We start from the raw sequence: 17,165 nt of genomic DNA, 5'->3' as shown, positions 1-17,165 counted from the left end.
TCAGGCCGGCTTCGCCAGCTCCGCGTCAATGGCCTGGAGGAGGCGCGGATCCTCCGCCGTCACGTCCGGCGCGAAGCGGCCCACGACGCGGCCATCGCGGCCGACGAGGAACTTCTCGAAGTTCCACTGCACTTCCGGCCGCGGGTTGGCTTCGATGCCGTAGCCCTTGAGGTTCGCGCGCATGGGCCCCTCGCCCGTGGCGTCCGGGATGGCGCCCGTCAGCGCGTGGTAGAGCGGGTGCTTGTCCTGCCCCACCACGGAGATCTTCGAGTACAGCGGGAAGGTCACGTCGTACTTCAAGGTGCAGAACTGCTGGATCTCCGCCTCGCTGCCCGGCTCCTGGCCCATGAAGTTGTTCGCGGGGAAGCCCAGCACCTCCAGGCCCTGCCCCTGCCGGCTCGCGTAGAGCTTCTGCAGTCCTTCGTACTGGGGCGTCAGGCCGCACTTGGAGGCGACGTTCACCACCAGCAGGACCTTGCCCTGGTGCTGGCCGAGCGTCCGGGGAGCGCCGTCGATGCCGGTGAGGGGGATGTCGTAGAGGTTCTGGCTCATGTTCAGGCTCGGTCTCCGTCTGAGGGGGCGGCCACTCTAGCCCAGGCCCGCCAGGGGGCGGCCCCGAGCAGGTCCGGCAAAGTGCCAGCCCCGGTGTGGTGATTTGCGGCGGTCGCGGCGCGGCGCAAGGTGCCGGCCCCTGGAGGGAACGGCTGGCCCGGGCCTTGCGTTGTGTGGACTCCCTCGCACTCCATGCACCGTCTCCTCGCCCCCCTCGTCCTCCTGCTCGTTGCCCTGGCCAGCGTGGCGGGCGGAGCCGTGTGGTTCATCCAGCGCGACCGGCAGGCGCTCGTGGAACAGTTCGGGGGAGACCGGCAGGCCCAGCTGGAGGAGGCCGCCAGCGGCGTCGCCCGGTCGCTGGAGGACCTGGGGGACAACCTGCGCTTCGCGAGCGAGCTGCTCGCCCAGCCCGGCTCCGCGGGAGACCATCACAACGAGCTGCGCGCCCTGTTGGAGGCCGTGGGCCAGTACCGGGCCATCGCCGTGCTGGGCCCGGACGGCGAGGAGCGGCTCTTCCTGGTGGACTACAAGTCGCGCCACCTGCCGAGGGAGGCCGTCCATCCCCCGGCGCTCGCGGACACCGCGAGGCAGGCGCTCACGGCCCCGGTGGGGCACGTCATTCCGTCGCATCCCATCGAAGGCGCCGCGTCCTCCGGGTGGATGCGTGTCTTCGCCATCCGCATCGACTCCGACACGCCCGGGGGCGGAGGCGCCATCGCCATCCTCGTGGACACCGAACCGCTCTTCGCGCCGCTGCGCATGGTGACGGTGGAGGAGAACACGCGCCTGCTCCTCTTGGGCGCCCACGGCACGCCCGCGCCCATGAGCGACCCGGCGCTCGCGTCGTGGCACCGGCGGCTGGGTGAACCCGAGGGCAAGCTCGTGCCGGGCTTGCGCACCCTGGTGGCGAGGATGCGCGCGGGCGCGGCCGGGACGCTGCGGATCAACGAGGCGGAGGCCGCGCGCCTGGGCCTGGGGGCCGCGGACGCGGTGGCCACGTTCCGTCCCCTGCGCATGCGGGGCGAGGCCTCCTGGTCCGTGGCGACGCTCTCCTCCACGAGCGCCCTGCGCGCCCACGAGCGCACCCTGGTCCTGCGCCTGTCGCTGGCGGCGCTGCTCGTGGCGGTGTTCCTGGTGGCGTTCGGGACCTACGTGGTGCTCGCCAACCGCCGGGCGGTGGCGCTCCAGGAGAGCCTGCGCCACGCCGCGAGGTTCGCGCACCTGCATGAGAAGACGCAGAAGATCCTCGATCACATCCCCACGGGCATCCTGGCCCTCGACCGCGAAGGCCGCATCAGCGCCGTGAACCAGGCCTTGCGCGCGCGGCTGCCAACCACCGCCGTGGGCAGCACCCTCCCGGAGGCCTTCCCCACCGCGCCCACGGCCGCGGTGCAGCGGCTGACGGCGCTGGTGCTGGCCGCGCGGGACAAGGGCGCAGTGCGCAGCCTGCACGGCGAACCGCTCAGCCTCTTCAACGAGAAGGACCAGTTCAACGTCCATGCCGTCCCGCTGGAGCACGGCGACGGAGAGGCGAGCACGCTGCTGGTGCTGGAGGACCTGAGCAACGTGCGCATGCTGGAGGATCAGCTCCTGCGCGCGGAGAAGCTGGCCACGGTGGGCGTGCTCGCCGCGGGCGTGGCGCATGAAATCGGCACGCCGCTGGGCATCATCCGGGGCCACGCCGAGTACATGCTCCAGAAGGTGGGCGGCGTGGAGCACCCGCAGGGCCGGGGCCTCAACGCCATCGTCACGCAGATCGACCGCGTGAGCCGCATCATCCGCCAGCTGCTGGACCTCTCACGCCTCCAGCCCGCGCGCGCCGGCGTCGTCCCCCTGGCGCCTCTCGTGCGGGGCCTCCAGGAGCTGCTCGACGTGGAGGCCGAGCGACGGCACGTCCACTTGGAGCTGGACGTGCCCGAGCGGCTGCCCAGCCTCGCGGCGGACGCGGATCAGCTCCAGCAGGTGCTCCTCAACCTCGCCCTCAACGCCTGTGACGCGTGCAGCGCCGGAGGCCACGTGCGGCTGAGCGCCACGACGTGCATGGCGGGAGATGCCCAGGCGGTGGAGATCCGCGTCCAGGACGATGGCCGTGGCATCGCGCCGGAGCACCTGCACCAGGTCTTCGACCCCTTCTTCACCACCAAGAAGCGGGGCCAGGGCACGGGCCTGGGTTTGAGCGTGGTGGCGCAGATCGTCCGCAACCACGGTGGCCAGGTGGGGGTCGAAAGCGAGCCCGGCCGGGGCACCGTCTTCACGTTGCGGTGGCCGGTGGCCGCCGCTTCCGGCTGGGAGGAACGGCATGCCGTCTAGCGCGCGCATCCTCGTGGTGGATGACCACGAGGAGATGGGACAGATGTTGAAGGACCCCCTCACGGACGCGGGCTACCGCGTGGACCTGTCCACGGGCGGCGCGGACGCCATCGCGCAGCTGAGGGCCCGCGTCTACGACGTCGTCCTGTGCGACCTGCGCATGGAGGAGGTGGACGGGCTGGACGTGCTCGCGGCGGCGCGCCGTCACGACCCGGAGCTCCCGGTGCTCCTGATGACCGCCTTCGGCGCGGTGGAGAGCGCCGTGGAGGCGATGAAGCGCGGCGCCTACCACTACCTCACCAAGCCCTTCCGCCTGGACGAGGTGCTGCTCCACGTCGGGCGCGCGCTGGAGTCCCGGCGCCTGCGGACCGAACACCGCGACCTCAAGCGCCAGGTGGCCCAGCGCGGTGGCCTGGGCTCGCTCCTGGGCCACAGCGTGCCCATGCGGACGCTCTATGAGCTCATCGACCGCGTGGCGGCCTCGGAGGCGCCGGTGCTCATCCGGGGCGAGAGCGGCAGCGGCAAGGAGCTGGTCGCCAGGGCGCTCCACTCCGAAGGGCCCCGGAGCCAGGCGCCCTTCGTGGCGGTCAACTGCACCGCCCTGCCCCACGCCCTGCTGGAGAGCGAGCTGTTCGGCCACCTCAAGGGCGCCTTCAGCGGAGCCACGACCACGCGCCGGGGCCTCTTCGTGGAGGCGGACGGAGGCACGCTCTTCCTCGACGAAATCGGGGACATGCCCCCGGAGCTCCAGGCGAAGCTGCTGCGCGTGCTCCAGGACGGCGAGGTGCGGGCCGTGGGCGCGGATGGCTCGCGCCGCGTGGACGTGCGCATCCTGGCCGCCACGCATCAGGACCTGGACGCGCGGGTGAAGGAAGGCCGCTTCCGGGCGGACCTCTTCTACCGGCTCAACGTCGTCTCGCTCCGGGTGCCGCCGCTGCGCGAGCGCACGGAGGACATCCCGAAGCTCGCCGAGCACTTCGTGACACAGGCTCGCGCCCGCAATCCGCGCTCCGCCGTCACCACCCTGTCCCCGGAGGTCGTGGCCACGCTCACGCGCATGCCCTGGCCCGGCAACGTGCGCGAGCTGGAGAACCTGGTGGAGCGCTTGGTTGTCCTGGGAGCGCAGCCCACCGTGGACCTGGCCCAGCTGCGCCTGCACACCGCGGACGCCGCGCCAGAGGTCCACCCGCTGGCCGCGGCCCACGGACAGGTGGTGCCGCTGAGACAGCTGGAGGGTGAATACATCGCGTGGGTGGTCGCCCGCTGTGGAGGCAACAAGACACGCGCGGCGGAGCTGTTGGGGATTGATGTCTCCACCATCCACCGCAGGGAGAAGACCGACAGCGGCGTTTCGCAACGCTAGGACGACGCGCTTTGCGAGTCATCGCGCCCCCCCCGCGCGAGACTCCAGACGGAGGGACCGCGGCACAGCCCTTGCTCATGTATCAGGGCATGAACCGAACCCACCTGTTCCTCCTGATGTCAGTCATTGGCCTCTCTGGTTGCGCCAGGCGCGCGGCCAACACCAGCACCACCGACGCGGCGACCCACGCGCCGGCCCCCACCACCAGCGACCGTGGCAACGCGGCGCGGCCCGCGCCCGACGACACGGAGCAGGCGCTCGCGGCGCTCAACGCCGCGCCCATCTACTTCCCGCTCGACTCGTCCCTGCTCCCGTCCGAGGCCACCGACGAGCTGTCGCGCATCGCCCAGGCCCTGCGTCAGCGAAGCCTCGCGAAGGTGACGGTGGCGGGCCACACCTGCGAGCTGGGCACGACGGAATACAACATCGCGCTGGGCCAGCGCCGCGCCGCCAGCGTGCGCGCCTACCTGGTGAACCTGGGCGTCGAGCCCGGGCGCATCTCCGTCATCTCCTACGGCGAGGAGCGGCCCGCGGACACGAACGCCCCGGAGAAGAACCGCCGCGCGGAGTTCTCCTTCCGCCTGGCCGAACAGGCCCGCGCCGGCGAGCTGTAGACCCTTTCATCGACCTCCCACCGAGTCCCCATCCACATGAGCCCCAGCGAAAACGCCCCCCTTCCGCCGTCTCCCGTCCGTTACCTCCGCTGGCCCCTGGGCATCGCCGCCGTCGTGACGCTCCTGGGCGGTTCGAGCTACTTCCTCCTGCGCACGTCGGAGCCGCCTCCCGCCCCCACGCCGTCAATCGCCGAGCCCACGCCTCCGGCGCCGCCTCCGCCCCCGGCGGTGCAGCTCTCCGGCACTGATACTCATGTGAGGGAGCTGTTGAAGGGACTCTCCAGCGACGCGGACTTCGCGCGCTGGCTGTCCTCCGAGGACCTGGCCCGCCGCTTCGCCGCGTCCGTGAACCTGGTCGCGGAAGGCCAGAGCCCGCGCATGCCGCTGTCCTTCATGGCGCCCACCGGGACCTTCCGCGTGACAAAGCGTCACGGCCACACGGTGACGGCGCCGGAGAGCCATACCCGTTACGACGGAGTGGCCCGCGTCATCACCTCCCTGGACGCGAAGAAGGCGGGACAGGTGTATCAGGAGCTCAAGCCGCTGCTGGACGCCGCGCACGCGGAGCTGGCCCCGCCGGGCCGGAGCCTGGATGCGACCCTGTCGCAAGCCATCGGGCGGCTCACCCGCGTCTCCGTCCCCAAGACGCCTCCGGAGCTCATGACGAAGGGCGCGCTCTACGTCTACGCGGATCCGAACCTGGAAGCGCTGGGCGCGGCGGAGAAGCACCTGCTGCGCATGGGCCCTGCGAACATGCGCAAGGTGCAGGAGAAGCTCACCGAATTGGCGGCCGCCCTGGGGATGCCGTCGCAGGAGCAGGCCCGCGGACCGTAGCGCGCTGCTTCTCCCACCCACGGGGGCGTGCAAGGCTGTCCGGACCGCATGCTCTACACGCCCCGAAGCTTCCAGGAGTCGGACCTCTCCACGCTGCACGCGTTCATGAAGCAGCACGCCTTCAGCACGGTCATCTCGCACGGCTCGGGGATCAACGTCTCGCACCTGCCGCTCATGCTGGTGCCGGACCGGGGCGACAAGGGCACGCTGCTGGGGCACCTGGCGCGCGCCAACCCACACTGGAAGGACTTCGACGGCGAGCGGCCGGCCCTCTGCGTCTTCCATGGGCCCCACGCGTACATCTCACCCACCTGGTACAAGGTGCGGCCCTCCGCGCCGACGTGGAACTACGCGGTGGTGCACGCGCTCGGCCGTCCGCGAATCATCGACACGCAGGCGGAGCTGTCGAAGCTGATCGACGTGATGCTGGCGGAGTACGAGCCCGCGAGCGGAGCCCCCGGCCACGCGGCCCACCTGCCAGAGGAGGTCCGCGCGCAGCTGCTGGAGCACATCGTCGGCTTCGAGCTGCCCATCGAGGAATTGCAGGGCAAGTTCAAGCTGGGCCAGAACCGCTCCGCGGAAGACCAGGCGGGAATGATGGAAGGGCTCGCGGGTCAGGGCGGCGATGCGCTGGCCCTGCTCGAGCTGATGCGCAAGCGGTCCCGCACGCGCGGCCCCTCCTGAGAGAGGCGGCGGGCGACATGCCTTTCCCAGCCTGCCTGCTTCGCCGACTGGCAGGAGCCCCCCCCACGGCACAGCTTTGGGAGGACCATGGACGTCCCCGCCTCGCTGCTCGACTTCTCGCTGGTCCAGGGAACCTCACTCGACCGGCGGCACCGCTTCCCCCGTCTCGACCGGGTCTCGCTGCCCGTGCGCGTCGCCAGCCTGATGCTGGTGAGCTGGCTGCCGCTCCTCGTCCTGTCGCTCCTGGAGGGTGGGACGGCGGCACACGCCTTCCTGAGCAACGTGGCGACCCATGTCGAGTTCCTGGTGTCCCTACCGCTGCTCGTCGCGGCCGATGGATACATCGACATGCGCCTCGCGGCGGCCGTGCGCCATTTCGTCATCTCGGAGCTGATTGATGCGAAGAACCTGCCCCGCTACGAGTCCATTGCTCGCGACGCGATGCAGGGGCGGCGAAGCGGCGTCATCGAGGCCGGGTTGATGGTCCTCTCCTTCGCCGCGTCCTTCGTGCACGCACCCTACCTGCCGAACCGTCCGGCCTGGCTCCATGCGGAGCCCGGGGGCCCGCTCACCCTGGCCGGGTGGTGGTACCTCGCGGTGAGCATGCCGATCATCCGGTTCCTGCTCCTGCGCTGGCTGTGGCGGGCGATCCTGTGGGCGATGTTCCTGTTCAAGGCCTCCAGGCTGCCGCTCGCTTTCGTGCCCACCCATCCAGACTCGGCGGGCGGCCTGGGCTTCCTGGGCACAAGCCAGGCCAGCTTCTCGGTCATCGTCCTCGCGTTGTCCTCCACGCTCACCGCGCAGCGTCTGGCGCACGCCTCCAGCGCGAACGTCACCGGCTACGCCCTTCACCTGTTCGCCTTCGCGCTCATCTGCCTTGCCGTCGTCTTCTCGCCGATGGTGTTCTTCTTCCGTCAGCTCTTGATGGCGAAGCGAAGGGGGGACCATGCCTACTCGGGTGTGGCGTCCTGGCACTCGCGGCGTTTCGAGCGGCGGTGGTTCCACCACGAGATACCGAAGGGACTGGAGCCGCTGGGCGCGCCCGAGTTCTCCTCGCAAACGGACCTGAATACGTCCTTCAACGTCGCGCGCGGCATGCGCTGGTTCCCGGTGGACCTCCGCGCGGCGCTGGGCGTCGTCGCCGCGGCCATGGCGCCCATGGTGCCCCTGCTCCTCGCCGACCGGCGCTTCATCGAAGTGATGCTGGCGCTCGGCAAGAGCGTGCTCTGACCTCGCTATCGAGCTGTGCGCGATGATGGGCGCGAAGGCATTTCCTCCCGGATGATCAGCAGCCCATCCACGACCGTTGCCCAGGGGGCCTTCATCCACGAGGAATAGGTCAGGAGACGGGCCACCCTGGGCCCGAAATCACGAAGCTGGCGCCCATCCAGATACCGGGTGTCCGCGCTGTGGTTCGCGAACGCCTGGCCCTCCAGCGAATCAGGCGTCGCGGGTGCGAGGGCAAACGTGTGGGCACTGGCGCCGATGGAATGGCTCCCGGAGCTCGCGGAGAACCCCAGCACGAAGGACTGGTCCCCGAACCGCTCACGGACATAGGAGCCGAGCGGAATCCTCTGCCGGTCGTCCGACTCCAGGCTCGACATGTCCTTCGCGGCATGAACGGTGGCAGTCCAGACAATGGCTTTCCGGGGCTGGGGGGACTGGGACAGGAGCCATTCCAGGTTCATGAACATGGAGCGATCTCGCGCGATGTCATGACCCCAGTCCCAGGGCCCATCAGGCTGAGCCTGCTTCCGGGCCCGCGCGGCGGCCTCACGGGTGAAGTTCCTCACCAGATTGCGGGCGATCTGCAACTGCGCGGGTGTCGCTGGCGCTTCGGGCCTGGAGAGCGCCGACTCCAGCTCCTTCGCGCAGCCCAGGAGGTCCTTCGCGGTCTCCGCCGTGTACGGGTGGGTTTCGTCATACCGCCAGGCCAGGTGCCGATCGAGCGCCGCTCCGCACTCCGCCTGCCGCGGGCCGGTGAACAAGGGGCTGAGCTCACGCGCCATCTCCTTCGTCGCCCAGGTGCCCCGGTTGATCTGATCATCAATCCCACCGACCGCGAGGGTTCCCGCCCGGAGCCGCTCGGCTAGAAAAGGAATCAGGGGCGCCATCTCCGGACTGGCCCACATCCCGCCAATGGCAGCCGCGAGCGTGTCATCGCTGACGGGCTGGCCCGCTTTCAGCAGCGTCTGGATGCGGAGGAAGTCATAGGTGCCCGTCTCGATGAAGAAGGCGTCGTACTGGCATTCCTCCACCAGCCTGCGGGTCAACTCCACCTTGAAGGCCACGGTCCTGGCGCTGCCGTGGTGGGATTCCTCCCCCAGCAGCGCCATCTGTTTGCCGCAAAGCTCCCGGACGATCCGGTCGGCGTCTGAAACCCGAGGGGCTTCACTTCGGGGTGACGAGGCACAGCTCGAAAGCAAGGGAATCAGGAGCAGCAGGTATCTCATTCGGGGTCTCCAGGAAGGAGCATGCTCCGAGGCGCTCTCCCAGTGAAACAGTGGGCAAGCCGCCGGCCTTGTGGGTCTACCCAGCCCCTGTCTGCCCGGCCGCCCATCTCCTCTATACTTTCGCCATGCACGCAGGGCAGCGACGTCAGGCGACAGGCGTCACCAAGACGGACCCCATCACGAACGGTGGAGGCGAGGAGCGGGTCGCGGGGTACGCGCAGCGGATCGCCGTGGTCGTCCACCACGAGCACGGCGCCGAGCTGGGGTTGCTGACGCCCGACGTTCCCTTGACCCTCGGCCGTGACGAGCCCTCCGGCCTGCGCATCCACGACCGGCGGCTCTCGCGCGTCCATGCGCGCCTGCTGCTCTCCGACCAGCGCATCACCGTGGAGGATCTCGACTCGACCAATGGCACCTGGGTCGCCGGCAGGCGCATCCAGACGGCCTCGCTCGAAGTCGGTGATGAGTTCCGGCTCGGCGGGCTGCCCGCGCGGATCCACGCGCTGGGCCGTTCGGGGCAGTCGCTCCGGCTGGAGGGAGATGCGCTCTTCCGGCAGGCCGTGGACGACGAGGCGGCACGGGCGCGGCAGTTCCACCGCCCCTTCGCCCTGCTCGTGGTGCGCGCCGCGCGGGCCCGGGGCCAGGGTGCGCCGCCTTCGATTGATGAGCACGTCCACCGTTGGTTGGAGCACGTGCACGGCCTGCTGCGCCCGGTGGACCGGATGGCGCCCTACGGCAGCGACGCCGTGCAGTTCCTGCTCCCGGAGACCGGCCCCGAGGACGCGACGCGCCTCGCGCACGCCATCGCCGCCCTTCCGCGCGACTCCAGCCCCCAGCTCGTGGTGGGCGTAGCGCTCTTCCCGGGAGCGGCCGGCACGGTGGAGGAGCTCATCGAGCTGGCGCGCGCGGCCGCCAACCGGGCCGGGCCTGAGAAGCCCGTGGAGCTGACCTCGACGGCGCCGTGGTTCGACAGCGGCACCGTGGCCCAGGGCGACCTCGTCGCGGGCGCTGCCATGCACGGGCTGCTGGAGACCGCGCGCCAGGTCTCGGCCTCTCGCGTCCCGGTCATCCTCCATGGGGAGACAGGCACGGGGAAGGAGGTGCTGGCGCGCTTGCTTCACGAGCAGGGCCCCCGGCGCTCCCAGCGGATGGTGCGCGTCAACTGCGGCGCCATTCCCAAGGAGCTCGTCGAAAGCACGCTCTTCGGCCATGAGCGCGGGGCCTTCACCGGCGCGGGCAATTTGAAACAAGGCGTCTTCGAGGAGGCCCATGGCGGCACGGTCTTCCTCGACGAGATTGGCGAGATGCCGCTCACGGCGCAGGTGGCGCTGCTGCGCGTGCTGGAGACCGGCGCCTTCTCACGCGTGGGGGCCAGCAAGGAGCTCACCGTCGACGTCCGCGTCGTCGCGGCGACGCACCGGGACCTCGAGAGCATGGTGGCTGCCGGGAGCTTCCGGGAGGACCTCTACTACCGGCTCAACGCCATCATCCTGGCCATTCCCCCGCTGCGGGAGCGGCAGGATGAAATCGAACCGCTCGTGCACCGCTTCCTGCGGCTCGCCAACGAGAGCAACGGCCGCGCGGTCCAGGGCTTCGAACCCGCGACGCTGGAGCTGCTGCGGGCCTACTCCTGGCCCGGGAACGTGCGCGAGCTGAAGAACGCCATCGAACGCGCCGTCGTGGTCGCACGGGGGGCGCTGCTCACCCCCAGCGACCTGCCAGCGCGAGTGCAGGCAGCGGGCGCACCGCGGCCTCCCGCCGCGCCACCCGTGCCCGGGCCCGGGCAAGAAGCCCCGGACCCGGCTCGCGAGCGGGTGCGGGACTACGAGGCGCGGCTCGTCCAGGAGGCACTCATCGCGACAGGCTGGAACCGGACCGAGGCGGCGAAGCGTCTGGGAATCCCCGTGCGGACCCTGTCGTATCGGATGAAGGTGCTGGGTCTCAAGAAGCCGTAGCCCGCTCCCAATGACTCTCATCTCAAGGCCGGGTGAGCCGGTCATGCTCGGGGACTATCGCGTCACCCGCATCCTGGGCCAGGGCGGGATGGGGGTGGTGTACCGGGCCGAGCACCGCGAGCACGCGGTGCCGGTGGCCCTCAAGACGGTCCGCGCGTCCTCGGAAGCCTTGCTCGCGGGCATCCGCCGGGAGATCCACGCGCTCCGGCGTCTGGATCATCCGGGCATCGCGCGCATCCTCGACGAAGGTTTATCGGAGGGCCTGCCCTACTACGTGATGGAGCTCTTCGAGGGGGGAACCCTGCGAAGCCACCTCGGGTCCGCCGCTGGGGACATGTCCGGGGCGGGGCTGCCCACGTCCACGGAAACCGCCGTGACGGGCGAGATGTCTGAAACCCTCCCCGCGCAAGCGACGCCCCTCGAACGCGCCAGGGTGGACCTGCCCGCGCTCCGTGCGCGGCTGTCCATGATTCGCGGGCTCTGCGCGCCGCTCGCGCACCTGCACGGTGAGGGCTTCGTCCACCGGGACCTCAAGCCGGAGAACATCTTCATCCGGGAGGACGGACGGCCCGTGCTCGTGGACCTGGGCATCGCCGCGTCGTTCAGCGGCGCCGCGAGCCGCGAGGAGCTGGCCGCCGAAGGGCGCGTCGTGGGCAGCGTGGCCTACATGGCGCCCGAGCAACTGCGGGGCGAGCTGGTGGATGCGCGCGCGGATCTCTACGCGCTGGGCTGCATCCTCTATGAGTGCCTCGTGGGCCGTCCGCCGTTCACCGGCTCGTGGGCCGGCTCCATCGTGTTCCAGCACCTGAACGAGCCGCCCGCGCCCCCCTCGCGCTACGTCGAAGGCCTCCCGGAAGAGCTCGAATGGCTCGTGCTGCGGCTGCTCGAGAAGCGCCCGGAGGCCCGGCTCGGCTACGCCGAGGACGTGGCCCACGTGCTCGACACGTTGGGTGTCGAAGGCGACGAGCGCGAGGGCACGCCACGGCCCAGGAGCTATCTCTATCGCCCCGGGCTCGAAGGCCGCGAGGGCCCGCTGGCGGCCCTGGGAAGCGCGCTGGAGCAGCTGCGCCAGGAGCGGCGCGGACAGCTCATCCTCCTGGAGGGGGAGAGCGGCGTGGGGAAGACGCGGCTCGCCATGGAGGTGGCCCTGCTCGCCTCCCGGCGCCAGGTGAAGACGCTGACCGGGCAGTGCGCCCTGTTGGACATGTCCTCCCTGGAGCAGGGACGGATCGCCGTGGCGCTCCATCCCTTCCGCCCGCTCCTGCAATGGCTCGCGGACCGCTGCCGCGAACGGGGCGACGCGGAAGCAGAAAGGCTGTTGGGCACCGGCGCCAGGTGGCTCGCGCTCTACGAGCCCGCGCTGGTGGAGCTTCCCTGGGTGCGGGGGCTGCCGGAGCTCCCGGTGCTGCCGCCGGCCGTGGCCCAGCCACGAATCCTGGAAGCCTTGCGCAAGGCGTTCGCGGCGCTCACGGAGGAGCAGCCCGTCCTGCTCGTCCTCGACGACCTGCAATGGGCCGACGAGCTCTCCCTCGCGTTCTTGCAGTTGGTGGCGGCCCGGAGTGGTGAGCCCGGATTGCTCATCCTGGGCACCTGCCGCCTGGGCGAGACCGGCGCCGAGCTCACCGCGCTCCTGGGCTCGACGGGGATCCGGAGGATCGCGCTCGGCCGGCTCGACACGGCGAGCGTGGGGACTTTGGTGGCCGGGATGCTGGCCTTGCGCGAGTCACCGGCGGAGCTGGTGGACTTCCTGGCGGACAGCTCCTCAGGCAATCCCTTCTTCGTCGCGGAGTACCTGCGCGCGGCCATCGACGAGGGGCTGCTGGTGCGGGACAGGAACGGAGCCTGGAAGCTCCGCTGGCCTGGAGCCGAAACGGACAAGCGGGCGCGCCACCTGCTCCTGCCGCACACGCTGGCCGCGCTCATCGAACGCCGCCTGTCCCGGGTGGGCGGCGCCGGACGGGCGCTGGTGGAGCACGCGTCGGTCCTGGGGCGCGAGTTCGACGGCGCGCTGCTGCCGGCGCTGGCCGGGCTCGCGGAGGCGGAGGTGCTCGACGGGCTCGCGGAGCTGCGCAGGCGGCAGTTCATCGAGGAGACCGCCTCCGGACGGCTGCGCTTCGTCCACGACAAGATCCGGGAGACGGCGTACGAGCAGCTCCCTGCGGAGAAGCGGAGCGCACTGCACCTGGGCGCGGCGCTCGCGGTCGAGGCGAGGTCCGCGAACGATCCGGGTGCCTTCCGAGACCTCGGGCACCACTTCGCTCACGCCGGCGTTCACGACAAAGGGGCGCTGTATTTTGGAAAGGCCGCGGACCGGGCCAGGCAGACTTATGCCAACCACGAAGGGCTTGCGCTCTACAGGTTGGCTATCGCCGAGGGGCTTCAGCCGGCTACCACGGGCGAGCCATCTTCCCCGCCACCGGTGCCCCTCTGCTCGCTCTACGAGCGGCTCGCGGACCTGCTCGCGCTCACGGGCTCGCAGCAAGAGGCACGGGCCGCGTTTGGGAATGCGCTCTCGCGGGTCCCAGAGACGGAGCGCATCGTGAGCGCCCGGCTCCACCGGAAGATTGGCAAGACCTGGGACACCCACCATCGGGACGAGGACACACTGCGGAGCTATGCCCTGGCCGAAGCGGCTCTGGGCGACGAGCCCCCACCGTTGCATCCAGCCCGCGACACCTGGTGGCACGAGTGGATTCAAGTCCACATCGACAGGATGCTCTTTCATTACTGGGTCGCCGACATCGACGCGATGACGCCGCTCGCGAGCAGGGTCTCGAGCGTCGTCGAGGTCCACGGGCTGCCCTCGCAGAGGACCCAGTTCCACCAGATGCTCGCGCGCGTCAACTTCCGGCGGGAGCGCTATTCACACTCGGAAGAAACGGTGCGCCTCGCGCAAACGGCGCTCCGAGCCAGCGAGGAGTCCGGCGACGCGGCCCTCGTCGCCGAGTCGCGCTACTTCCTGGCCTTCACGTTGATGTTCCGCGGCCGCCTCGCGGAAGCGGAAGAACAGATGCGTGCCGCGCTCTCCGAGCTCGAGCGCATCGGGGACCTGACCGTGCATTCGCGGTGCCTGGCCTACCTTCTCATCATCCACCGGATGCGCCAGAACGCCGCGGAAGCCCGCGCCTGCTCCGAGCGGGCGCTCGCGGTCGCCAGCGCGGCCCAGATCCTCGAATACATTGGCGTGGCCCGGGCGAACATGGCCTGGCTCGCGCTCCGCGACGGTGATCATGACGCAGTCGAGACCCATGGCCGCGAGGCCCTCGACTCGTGGCAGCGCATCTCCTTTGTCTACCCATTCCACTGGCTCGCGAGACTGCCATTGATGGTCGTGTGCCTGGAACGCGCGGCGCTGCAAGACGCGGCGATACATGCCAGGGCCATCCTGCATCCCGCCCAGCACCACCTCCCGGAGGAGCTCACTTCACGGCTTGTACAGGGAGCAGTCGCCTGGGACGCAGGGCGTCCCATCCGGGCACGCGCGATTCTGGCGGACGCCCTGTTCCAAGCCAGGAGTCTCGGTTATCTTTAGGCCGCATCCTGCGAGTCGGTTCCGCGCCTGTGTCCCATCGAGACCATGCCCGTGCGTGCAGGAGAAAAGGACATCGTTCATGATTCTTGTCGTTGGCGCGACCGGGCTACTGGGGAGCGATATCTGCCGTCAACTCGTCGAGCAGGGACACTCCGTGCGAGGCCTCGTGCGACGCACGTCCGACCCGGCGCGGGTCGAGCTGCTGCGGCGCCTGGGCGTTGAGCTGGTCGAGGGAGACCTCAAGGATGAAGCCTCGATTGTTCATGCGTGCCAGGGAGTGGACAGCGTCATCACCACGGCCGCCACCACGTTGAATCGCCAGCCGGGCGACGCCATCGAGACGGTCGACAAACAAGGACAGATGCATCTCGTGGATGCGGCCAGAGCGGCCGGGGTGAAGCGCTTTGTCTATATCTCCGTCCCGGTCCTCTCGTTCGAGGGGGCCTTCCCGTTGCTGGAGGCCCGTCGTGCCGTCGAGGCGCACCTGGCCCAAAGCGGCATGCGGTACACCGCCCTGCGGTTGAGCTGGTTCATGGAGGTGTGGATGGCTCCGCTCACGGGCTTCGACTACGTCCAGGGAAAGGCACGAATCTTCGGCTCGGGCGAGGGAGGAATCAGTTGGATCTCGGTTCCCGACGTCGCCACGCTGGCCATCCGGTGCCTCGACAACGCCCATGCGGAGAACGCGCTGCTGGATGTTGGCGGACCGGAGGCTGTCAGCTACCGCGATGCAGTGGCCATCTTCGAGGAAGAGAGCGGCCGCAAGTTCGAGCTTGAGCTTGTCTCCGAAGCGGCGCTCAGGGAACAGCTCTACGCGACGGATGACCCGCTCCAGCAGTCCATCTGCAACCTCATGCTGTGCTCGGGCCAGGGACACTCCGTGAACATGACAAACCTTTTGCGCGCCATGCCCCTGGAGATGACCACGGTCCGGCAATATGCGCGACGGGTGCTGCGCGAACTCAATGCACACGTCGCTCCGGCAGAGAAGAAACAACTCCCCTGGCAGATCAAGTCACAGTGAACGCCATCCACCAGACACACTCCTGAAAGGTCTCATCATGAGAGCTCCATCGCCCCCCACCCCCCAGCTCCTTCTTCCTGGGGATCTCTGCCTCCTCGTCCGAGGGAGCCCCAAGCAATACTGCCTCCGGCAGACTGACTACACGGACTCGCGGTATGATGTTCTTCCAGATCCTTACATCGTGGACCCGGCGTACGCTGGGCTCCTTGATCTCCTGGCGAACGGTAGCGTCCTGGGCTCCGTCCCGAAAAACGTCGGCACGGCCTGCTACGTGGTTTGTCTTCCAAGCCTCAATCCGCTGTCTCCCCTGCCACCACCTCACGTAACGCCGCCGAAGCGAGCGGCTGATGACAAACCAGACGACCTTCTCATCTACGCAGTCTCATCCACGACAAAGGATAAAAAATCTTTGTACCGCATCCCCAAGGATGTCTACACAGACGATAAGTTCGCGGTTCCCTGCGATTTTTCCCTCGATATCTTCGACGCGCTTATCCATGGGGTTGTTCTCATTGGTCAGCACAATGCGGATAAGAAGACCATCCGCTATGGCTTAAACCTCTCCATGCTGGACCTGCCACCTGATGCGCCATGAGCTCGGTGCTTTTCACGAGCCTTGAGGACCCGGTGCTCAAGCGCTTCCAGGCGGGCACCCACCGCCTGGCGGAGCCCGCCGAAACCGTGGAGAGAGCACTCCGGGTCCGCGGCGCCGCCGGCATCACCCGTGTGGCCAACATCACCGGACTGGATGTCATTGGCATTCCGGTGGTCGCGGTCATCCGTCCCAACGCGCGTTCCATGGTGGTCTCTCAGGGGAAGGGCGCGGACCTCCACGCCGCCAGGGCCTCGGGGCTGATGGAGGCCATCGAGACGTACCATGCGGAACATGTCACGGCGCCCCTGTTGCTCGGCAGCCATGCCGACCTGCGACGCCGTCACCGCCTGGCGGACGTCTCACGCCTGCCACGGCTCGGGACAGGAAGCTTCGATGAGGACAAGAAGCTCCTCTGGATCGAAGGCAGCGAGCTCATGGACCGGGTTCCCATCTGGGTGCCCTACGAGCTGGTTCATACGGACTTCACCCTGCCCTTTCCCACCGGCAGTGGCGCGTTGGCCATGAGTTCTAATGGGCTGGCGTCGGGCAATCACCTGCTGGAGGCCGTGTGCCATGGCATCCATGAGCTCGTCGAGCGCGACGCGACGACACTCTGGCACTTTTCGGCGGCACAGGGAGGCTCGCGGCTCTCCCTGGACACAGTGGATGACCCTGGCTGCCGGGGCCTCCTGGAGTGCTTCGCACGTGCCGAGGTGGACGTCGCCGTCTGGGAAACGACGACTGACGTGGGACTGCCGTCATTCCAGTGTGCCCTGCTGGATCGCAACCCGGACCCGCTCCGGAGGCTCGCGGGGGCGACCGGCATGGGGTGTCACCCCGCGCGCGAGATCGCGTTATCGCGGGCGCTCACGGAAGCCGCCCAGACGCGCCTGACCCTCATCGCGGGCGCCCGGGAAGAGACTGGCGGCGGCTTCTACGAGGAGGCGCGCGACCCTCGTGTGCTGGAGAGGCTCCAGCTCCGGATGCGTGGCGAGCCGTCTGTGCGGCGCTTTTCCGACGTCCCAACGCTTTCGAGTGAGACGTTCAATGCCGACCTCGACATCGTGCTCTCGCGCCTCCGCGCCGTGGGGATTGAGCAGGTCATCGCCGTGGACCTCAGCCGTCCGGAGATTGGCATTCCGGTGGTGCGCGTGATCATCCCGGGTCTCGAGTTCATCCATGAGGCCCCCGGCTACGTGCCTGGAAAGAGGGCCAGAACCCTTCTCGCGGCGCGCGCAGGAGCCTGAAC

Annotated in this window: 13 protein-coding genes; 11 read left to right on the top strand and 2 right to left on the bottom strand. The window is 69.2% G+C overall.

Annotation, left to right across the window (positions count from 1 at the left end; all coding sequences use genetic code 11):
- On the bottom strand, nucleotides 1-552 hold the full coding sequence (locus D7X30_RS10500) for a glutathione peroxidase (RefSeq protein WP_120562757.1): 552 nt from the start codon (nucleotides 550-552) through the stop codon (nucleotides 1-3).
- 192 nt (nucleotides 553-744) lie between these two features.
- Here D7X30_RS10500 and D7X30_RS10495 point away from each other — a divergent pair, with 192 nt between their 5' ends.
- The 6 genes from D7X30_RS10495 to D7X30_RS10470 all read left to right on the top strand — a co-directional run bounded on the left by D7X30_RS10495 (nucleotide 745) and on the right by D7X30_RS10470 (nucleotide 7,587).
- Nucleotides 745-2,862, top strand: a complete 2,118-nt coding sequence (locus D7X30_RS10495; RefSeq protein WP_120562756.1) for an ATP-binding protein — start codon at nucleotides 745-747, stop codon at nucleotides 2,860-2,862.
- A complete protein-coding gene (locus tag D7X30_RS10490) occupies nucleotides 2,852-4,225 on the top strand; it encodes a sigma-54 dependent transcriptional regulator (RefSeq protein ID WP_120562755.1) in 1,374 nt (457 codons plus the stop codon). The genes D7X30_RS10495 and D7X30_RS10490 overlap by 11 nt, the downstream gene beginning before the upstream one ends.
- A gap of 89 nt (nucleotides 4,226-4,314) precedes the next feature.
- On the top strand, nucleotides 4,315-4,839 hold the full coding sequence (locus D7X30_RS10485; protein ID WP_120563262.1) for an OmpA family protein: 525 nt from the start codon (nucleotides 4,315-4,317) through the stop codon (nucleotides 4,837-4,839).
- A gap of 36 nt (nucleotides 4,840-4,875) precedes the next feature.
- Entirely contained in the window at nucleotides 4,876-5,673 is a 798-nt protein-coding gene (locus D7X30_RS10480) for a DUF3014 domain-containing protein (RefSeq protein WP_120562754.1), read from the top strand.
- 48 nt (nucleotides 5,674-5,721) lie between these two features.
- The gene (locus tag D7X30_RS10475; RefSeq protein ID WP_120562753.1) at nucleotides 5,722-6,357 is read left to right on the top strand and encodes an FMN-binding negative transcriptional regulator; all 636 of its coding nucleotides are present in this window, start codon (nucleotides 5,722-5,724) and stop codon (nucleotides 6,355-6,357) included.
- Nucleotides 6,358-6,444: 87 nt separating this feature from the next.
- Nucleotides 6,445-7,587 (top strand): hypothetical protein, encoded by a 1,143-nt coding sequence (locus tag D7X30_RS10470; RefSeq protein ID WP_120562752.1) that lies wholly within the window; start codon nucleotides 6,445-6,447, stop codon nucleotides 7,585-7,587.
- Nucleotides 7,588-7,592: 5 nt separating this feature from the next.
- Here the strand turns inward: D7X30_RS10470 and D7X30_RS10465 are convergent, their stop codons facing one another.
- A complete protein-coding gene (locus D7X30_RS10465) occupies nucleotides 7,593-8,693 on the bottom strand; it encodes an erythromycin esterase family protein (RefSeq protein ID WP_233591503.1) in 1,101 nt (366 codons plus the stop codon).
- A gap of 242 nt (nucleotides 8,694-8,935) precedes the next feature.
- On the opposite strand from D7X30_RS10465, the gene D7X30_RS10460 reads away from it, so the two are divergent.
- From D7X30_RS10460 to D7X30_RS10440, 5 genes are all read left to right on the top strand, one after another.
- Nucleotides 8,936-10,765: a sigma 54-interacting transcriptional regulator gene (locus D7X30_RS10460; RefSeq protein WP_120562750.1), complete on the top strand. Its 1,830-nt coding sequence runs from the start codon at nucleotides 8,936-8,938 to the stop codon at nucleotides 10,763-10,765.
- A gap of 43 nt (nucleotides 10,766-10,808) precedes the next feature.
- A complete protein-coding gene (locus D7X30_RS10455; protein ID WP_158619231.1) occupies nucleotides 10,809-14,297 on the top strand; it encodes a serine/threonine-protein kinase PknK in 3,489 nt (1,162 codons plus the stop codon).
- Nucleotides 14,298-14,376: 79 nt separating this feature from the next.
- Nucleotides 14,377-15,321 (top strand): SDR family oxidoreductase, encoded by a 945-nt coding sequence (locus D7X30_RS10450; RefSeq protein ID WP_158619230.1) that lies wholly within the window; start codon nucleotides 14,377-14,379, stop codon nucleotides 15,319-15,321.
- Between the two features lie 37 nt (nucleotides 15,322-15,358).
- A complete protein-coding gene (locus D7X30_RS41625; RefSeq protein WP_147443155.1) occupies nucleotides 15,359-15,916 on the top strand; it encodes a hypothetical protein in 558 nt (185 codons plus the stop codon).
- On the top strand, nucleotides 15,913-17,163 hold the full coding sequence (locus tag D7X30_RS10440; RefSeq protein WP_120562746.1) for a YcaO-like family protein: 1,251 nt from the start codon (nucleotides 15,913-15,915) through the stop codon (nucleotides 17,161-17,163). The genes D7X30_RS41625 and D7X30_RS10440 overlap by 4 nt, the downstream gene beginning before the upstream one ends.
- Nucleotides 17,164-17,165: the final 2 nt, after the last annotated feature.

It is taken from the genome of Corallococcus sp. AB011P, from assembly GCF_003611605.1.
GTDB classification, from domain to species: domain Bacteria; phylum Myxococcota; class Myxococcia; order Myxococcales; family Myxococcaceae; genus Corallococcus; species Corallococcus coralloides.
The sequence above is the reverse complement of the archived record's forward strand: the minus strand, read 5'-3'. Positions and strand labels throughout refer to the sequence as shown.

Bases quoted from the DNA above. Each gene is read 5' to 3' on its own strand.
- D7X30_RS10500 (WP_120562757.1), bottom strand. From the start codon at position 552: ATGAGCCAGAACCTCTACGACATCCCCCTCACCGGCATCGACGGCGCT.
- D7X30_RS10495 (WP_120562756.1), top strand. From the start codon at position 745: ATGCACCGTCTCCTCGCCCCCCTCGTCCTCCTGCTCGTTGCCCTGGCC.
- D7X30_RS10490 (WP_120562755.1), top strand. From the start codon at position 2,852: ATGCCGTCTAGCGCGCGCATCCTCGTGGTGGATGACCACGAGGAGATG.
- D7X30_RS10485 (WP_120563262.1), top strand. From the start codon at position 4,315: ATGAACCGAACCCACCTGTTCCTCCTGATGTCAGTCATTGGCCTCTCT.
- D7X30_RS10480 (WP_120562754.1), top strand. From the start codon at position 4,876: ATGAGCCCCAGCGAAAACGCCCCCCTTCCGCCGTCTCCCGTCCGTTAC.
- D7X30_RS10475 (WP_120562753.1), top strand. From the start codon at position 5,722: ATGCTCTACACGCCCCGAAGCTTCCAGGAGTCGGACCTCTCCACGCTG.
- D7X30_RS10470 (WP_120562752.1), top strand. From the start codon at position 6,445: ATGGACGTCCCCGCCTCGCTGCTCGACTTCTCGCTGGTCCAGGGAACC.
- D7X30_RS10465 (WP_233591503.1), bottom strand. From the start codon at position 8,693: ATGGCGCTGCTGGGGGAGGAATCCCACCACGGCAGCGCCAGGACCGTG.
- D7X30_RS10460 (WP_120562750.1), top strand. From the start codon at position 8,936: ATGCACGCAGGGCAGCGACGTCAGGCGACAGGCGTCACCAAGACGGAC.
- D7X30_RS10455 (WP_158619231.1), top strand. From the start codon at position 10,809: ATGCTCGGGGACTATCGCGTCACCCGCATCCTGGGCCAGGGCGGGATG.
- D7X30_RS10450 (WP_158619230.1), top strand. From the start codon at position 14,377: ATGATTCTTGTCGTTGGCGCGACCGGGCTACTGGGGAGCGATATCTGC.
- D7X30_RS41625 (WP_147443155.1), top strand. From the start codon at position 15,359: ATGAGAGCTCCATCGCCCCCCACCCCCCAGCTCCTTCTTCCTGGGGAT.
- D7X30_RS10440 (WP_120562746.1), top strand. From the start codon at position 15,913: ATGAGCTCGGTGCTTTTCACGAGCCTTGAGGACCCGGTGCTCAAGCGC.